Origin of the sequence: Streptomyces sp. SM1, assembly GCF_002910825.1 — a bacterium.
Taxonomy (GTDB): Bacteria; Actinomycetota; Actinomycetes; order Streptomycetales; family Streptomycetaceae; genus Streptomyces; species Streptomyces okerensis.
The window spans coordinates 1-5,281 of record NZ_NEUB01000893.1 but is presented as its reverse complement, the minus strand read 5'-3'; the positions used below and the strand labels follow the sequence as shown (position 1 = coordinate 5,281).

The 5,281-nt window shown below is 72.0% G+C and carries 5 protein-coding genes; 3 read left to right on the top strand and 2 right to left on the bottom strand.

Going from position 1 to position 5,281, the window contains the following annotated elements; translation table 11 throughout:
* Positions 1 to 185: transposase (locus tag B9S61_RS30135; RefSeq protein ID WP_146064863.1), on the bottom strand; the 185-nt coding region annotated here is incomplete at its 3' end.
* 493 nt (positions 186 to 678) lie between these two features.
* Here B9S61_RS30135 and B9S61_RS30130 point away from each other — a divergent pair.
* A complete protein-coding gene (locus B9S61_RS30130) occupies positions 679 to 1,122 on the top strand; it encodes a nuclear transport factor 2 family protein (RefSeq protein WP_103545067.1) in 444 nt (147 codons plus the stop codon).
* A 26-nt stretch (positions 1,123 to 1,148) separates the two neighbouring features.
* Here B9S61_RS30130 and ligA read toward each other — a convergent pair whose 3' ends face one another.
* The gene (gene ligA / locus B9S61_RS30125; protein WP_103545066.1) at positions 1,149 to 3,236 is read right to left on the bottom strand and encodes an NAD-dependent DNA ligase LigA; all 2,088 of its coding nucleotides are present in this window, start codon (positions 3,234 to 3,236) and stop codon (positions 1,149 to 1,151) included.
* A 109-nt stretch (positions 3,237 to 3,345) separates the two neighbouring features.
* Here ligA and B9S61_RS30120 point away from each other — a divergent pair, with 109 nt between their 5' ends.
* A complete protein-coding gene (locus B9S61_RS30120; protein WP_103545065.1) occupies positions 3,346 to 3,918 on the top strand; it encodes a TetR/AcrR family transcriptional regulator in 573 nt (190 codons plus the stop codon).
* A 69-nt stretch (positions 3,919 to 3,987) separates the two neighbouring features.
* On the top strand, positions 3,988 to 5,175 hold the full coding sequence (locus tag B9S61_RS30115; protein WP_103545064.1) for a GDSL-type esterase/lipase family protein: 1,188 nt from the start codon (positions 3,988 to 3,990) through the stop codon (positions 5,173 to 5,175).
* Positions 5,176 to 5,281 lie beyond the last annotated feature (106 nt).

Genomic DNA, 5,281 nt, shown 5'->3' with positions numbered 1-5,281 from the left:
ACGATCACCAGGACGGTGCCGAACTTCGCGGTCAGCTTGTCGAAGACGGCCCGCAGCTTCGGCTCGCTGTTGGGCAGTTGCTTGTCGAAGACCTTCTTCCCGGCCGGGGTGAGTCCGTGGCCGTGGTGAGCACTCTTGCCGACGTCCAGGCCCAGGAACACGCCCACGTCTTCGGTCTCGAACATCGCGCCCCTCCCAAGGGGTGTTGACGGTGCCGGCCTCGGCATCGGTGTCGTACTCGCGCATCCACGTTATGCAGACCTGCCGCCCGCGAGCTGTCCGGCATTGCGCCGGACCGGACGGTGGCCGGACCTCTCATCAGCGTCTCCGACGGCACCTCCCGGGCCCGGTGACACCACCCCCCAGGTCATGCCTTCGACAGGGGGCAACAGTCATGCCGGGCCCGGAGGCCAGCGGCCCTCTTGCAGGACCGCGGAAAACATAACGGGGGGGGCCGGACAGGGAACCGCATCATCGGTGACTCGCCGACGGCGGTGACCGGCCTCGCACACCGGACCCTCGTGCGCACGCGCCCGCCGACCGGGGGCCGGCCTGCGCGCACGGTCGCCGGAGCGCATGACGTCCGAGGTAATCGACCGTCCTGTCCGCCTCCGACAGGATCGAGCACATCGACCCAAGCCCCGGCCGGGACCCGGCCGCATCCGTGAGGAGAGCGTCATGCGCACCGACTCCGCCGCCGTCACCGCGACGTCCGTCGCCGAGGCCACCCGCGCCGTCGTGGGGAAGTTCCTCGCCGCCCGGCTCGCCGGGGACACCGGGCGGCTCGTCGAGCTCTTCGCCGACGAGGTGGACTGGCTGCTCGCCGACAATCCAGCCGTCCCGTGGATCCGCCCCCGTTCGACCGCCGCCGAATGCGCCGCTCAGGTCACGGAGCTGACGGAGCACACCGTGCCGGAGGACGCGTGTGCCGCTGTCGACACCTTCCTCGTCGACGGGAGGGACGCGGTCCTGATGGGGCATCTGTCGGGGACGGTACGGGCGACGGGGCGGTCCTTCCGGGGACCGTTCGCCCTGCGCCTCACCGTGGAGGACGGCCGGATCACCCGCCACCACCTGTACGAGAACAGCCTGTCCGTCGCCGAGGCCTGTGCCATGTCCTGACGGCCGGGGGCGCGCCGGTGCCCGGCTCAGCCGAGGAGTGCGGCCACCATGTCGGCGAACTCGTCGGGGGTCGCCAGACGGATGCCGAGCTGTTCGGCCTTGGCCCGCTTCGAACCGGCGCCCTCGCCCGCCACCACCAGCGTGGTCCTCTTGGAGACGCTGGAGGAGGAGCGGCCGCCGGCCCGTTCGATCAGTTCGTTCATCTCGTTGCGGGAGAGCTTCTCCAGGCTGCCGGTCATCGCGCCGGTGACCACCACCGCCATGCCCTCCAGCGGACCGCCCGCCGCCGGCGCCGAGTCCGTGCCGTCGTCGGGCGCGGCATCGGCGGCCGGCGGCGGAGTGGCTCCCGGTTCGGTCATGTTGACACCGGCGGTGGTGAGCTTGTCGATGAGCGGGGCCAGTTCGGCCAGCTCCGCCACGGTCGAGGGCGCCTTCTCCGAGCCGATGCCGTCGACCCGCTGCATGGCGTCGGCGTCGGCCGCCCGGATGTGGTCCATGGTGGCGAAGTGGCGGGCGATACGCCGCGACATGGACCGTCCGGTGCCCCGGACGCCCAGCGCGCACAGCACCCGGGACAGAGGCTGCTCCTTCGCCCTGGCGATCGCGGCGAGCAGATTGTCGGTGCTGGTCTCCCCCATCCGCTCCAGGGCGAGCAACTGGTCCCGGCGCAGGGTGAACAGGTCGGCGAGGTCGGCGACCAGGCCGGCCTCGACGAGCTGCACGACACGGGTGGCACCGAGGCCCTCGATGTCGAGCTGGTCCCGGCCCGCGGCGTAGGCGAGGGAAGCGACGAGGTGGCAGTTGCGGCCCTGGGCGCACCGCCAGCGCTCCTCACCGGTGTCGATGTCCGAACCGCAGCGCGGGCACTGCGCGGGGAACTCGATCGGACGCTCCTCACCCGTGCGCAGGTGCGCGACCGGGGCCTCGATCCGGGGGATGACGTCACCGGCGCGGTGCACCATGACATGGTCGCCCAGGCGCAGGTCACGGCGGGTGATGTCGGCCGGGTTGTGCAGCGTGGCGTAGGTGATGGTGGAGCCGTCGATGACGACCGGCTCGAGGACACCGCGTGGCGCGATGATGCCGGTGCGGCCGACGTTCCACTCCACTTCCAGCAGCCGGGTGATCTTCTCCACCGCCGGCAGCTTGTAGGCGATCGCCCAGCGAGGCGCGCGGGAGCCCGATCCGGCGGCCTCCCGGTCGGCGGCGAGGTCCGCCTTGACGACGATCCCGTCGATGCCGAACGGCAGTTCTGCGCGCAGCGCGGCGATCTCCTTCACCCGGGCCAGGACCTCCTCGGGGGTCCCGGCGAGGGTGTCCGGGACGGCGGTCCGGGCACTGGTGTGCACGCCGAGGCCGGCGGCCAGCGCCATCAGGTCGCTGTGCGCCATCTCGTCGACCCGCTCCGCGAGGGCGGAGCCGGTTCCGGGCAGCGGCAGCAGCCCGTAGCCGAAGAACGTCATCGGCACCGTGTAGGCCCGCTCCTTCGCCCGCAGGGTGCCCGCGGCCGCGTTGCGCGGATTGGCGAACGGCTGCCCGCCGTGACCGGTGCGCACCTCGTTGGCGTGCTCGAACTGGGCGGAGGTCATGAGGACCTCGCCGCGCACCTCCACGGTGACGGGTTCGGCGAGCTTCTCGGGCAGCCCCTCGATGGTGCCGATCGCGTGCGAGACGTCCTCCCCGGCCGTCCCGTCCCCGCGGGTGATCAGCCGGCTCAGCCGGCCGTCGGTGTAACGGGCGGCGATCGCCAGCCCGTCCAGCTTCGGCCCCACACTGAAGCGTGTCGCCTCACGGCCGGTCCGGCGCGCCAGTGACGCCGTCCAGGCGGTGAACTCCTCCTCGGAGAACACGTTGTCCAGGCTCAGCATCGGCACCGTGTGCGGGACGTCGCCCTCCACCGCGCCACCGGCGACCTTCCCGGTGGGGGAGTCGGGCAGTATCCCGTCCGGATGTTCCGCCTCCCAGTCGGCGATCCCCCGTACCAGCCGGTCGTACGTGTCGTCGTCCAGCGCCGAGGTGCCGCCCTCGTAGTACGCGGCCGCCGCGCGCACGGCGTCCTCGACCGCCTGCGCGGAGGCGGCGGCATCGACGATCACTGCTGCAGGTGTTGTCATGCGTCACATCCTGCCGCCCACCACTGACAGTCGATCAAGGTAAATAGGCATTTGCCTAAAGGTATTAGGTGGATGCATGCTTGGTTTAGCTGATCGGAAGGATGGCTCCATGGCGCGCGTACGACTGACCCCGGAACGCCTGACCCGGGCGGGAGCGGAACTGGCCGACGAGGTCGGCTTCGACCAGGTGACCGTCTCGGAGCTCGCCCGGCGTTTCGACGTCAAAGTGGCGAGCCTGTACTCCCACCTGAAGAACTCCCACGACCTCAGGACGCGGATCGCGCTGCTCGCGCTGGAGGAACTCGCCGACCGCGCCGCGGACGCCCTGGCCGGGCGGGCGGGCAAGGACGCCCTGACCGCCCTGGCGAACGTCTACCGCGACTACGCGCGGGAACATCCCGGCCGCTATGCCGCGGCCCAGTTCCGGCTCGCTCCGGAGGTGGCCGCCTGCAGTGCGGGAGTGCGACACGCGCAGATGACCCGGGCCCTCCTGCGCGGCTACGACCTGACCGAACCGGACCAGACCCACGCGGTCCGGCTGCTGGGCAGCGTCTTCCACGGCTACGTCAGCCTCGAGATGGGCGGCGGATTCAGCCACAGCGCCCCCGACACGCAGGAGACCTGGACGCGCGTCCTCGACGCGCTGGACGCCCTGCTGCGCAACTGGCCCCCGTCGCCCTGACGGCCGACCACCCCGTCCCGCGCCCGATCAGCCGTTCACCGACCCCCACGAAACAGACGGAACGAAACGATGCCCTCCCCGCACCGCTGGATCACCACGCCCCTCACCGCCGGCCTCGTGCGCGGCGCGCTCGACCTGGAGCCCACCGCGCAGGGGATCCTGCCGCACCGGCTGCCCGCCTGGGCCCGCGACCAGAACACCGACGGACAGCTCGCCATGGCCGAGTCCCAGCCCTCCGGCGTACGACTGGTCTTCCGCACCCGCGCGACCGCCGTCGAGCTGGACACACTGCCCACCAAGCGGATCTACGTCGGTGCGCCGCCCCGCACGCAGGGCCACTACGACCTGATCGTCGACGGACGCCCGGCCGGCCGGGCCACCGCGACCGGCGGCAACACCGTGACCATCGACCTGGGCACCGGGGCCCTCGAGCACGGCACCGGCCCCGTCGCCACCCTCCGCTTCGCCGGCCTGTCCGACGAGGACAAGACCGTCGAGATATGGCTGCCGTACAACGAGACGACCGAACTCGTCGCCCTGCGCACCGACGCCCCCGTGCGGCCCGCGGACGCCTCCGGCCGCAGGACCTGGCTGCATCACGGCAGCTCCATCAGCCACGGCTCCGACGCCGCGAGCCCCACCACCACCTGGCCCGCGCTCGCCGCGGCACGCGGCGGCGTGGAACTGGTCAACCTCGGACTGGCCGGAAGCGCCCTGCTCGACCCGTTCGTCGCGCGCACCATACGTGACACGCCCGCCGACCTGATCAGCGTCAAGATCGGCATCAACCTGGTCAACGCCGATCTGATGCGACTGCGCGCCTTCGCCCCCGCCGTCCACGGCTTCCTCGACACCATCCGCGAGGGGCATCCCACCGCACCGCTGCTGGTCGTCTCACCGATCCAGTGTCCCATTCACGAGGACACCCCGGGCCCCACCGCCTTCGACTTCAGCCGCCTCGGCGACGGGCGGCTCCTGTTCACGGCCGCCGGGGACCCCGCGGACGGCGCCGAGGGCAGGCTGACGCTCAACGTCATCCGCGACGAACTCGAGCGCGTCGTGGCGCGGCGCGCGGCGAACGACCCGAACCTGTACCACCTGGACGGCCGAGACCTCTACGGCGAGGCGGACCACCGCGAGCTGCCGCTGCCCGACCGGCTCCACCCCGACGCGGCCACCCACCGACGCATGGGCGAACGCTTCGCCGCCCACGCCTTCGCCTCCGAGGGTGGTCCGTTCGCGGAGGCCGAGGGCTGACGTACGAGTGGTACCCCGAGGAGCGGGACGGCATCCGTCAGCCAGTGACCGTCCCCCCTCGGGTGGTGCGGCGCGCCCTGCGGCGCCGCACGGAACCCGCGGTCCG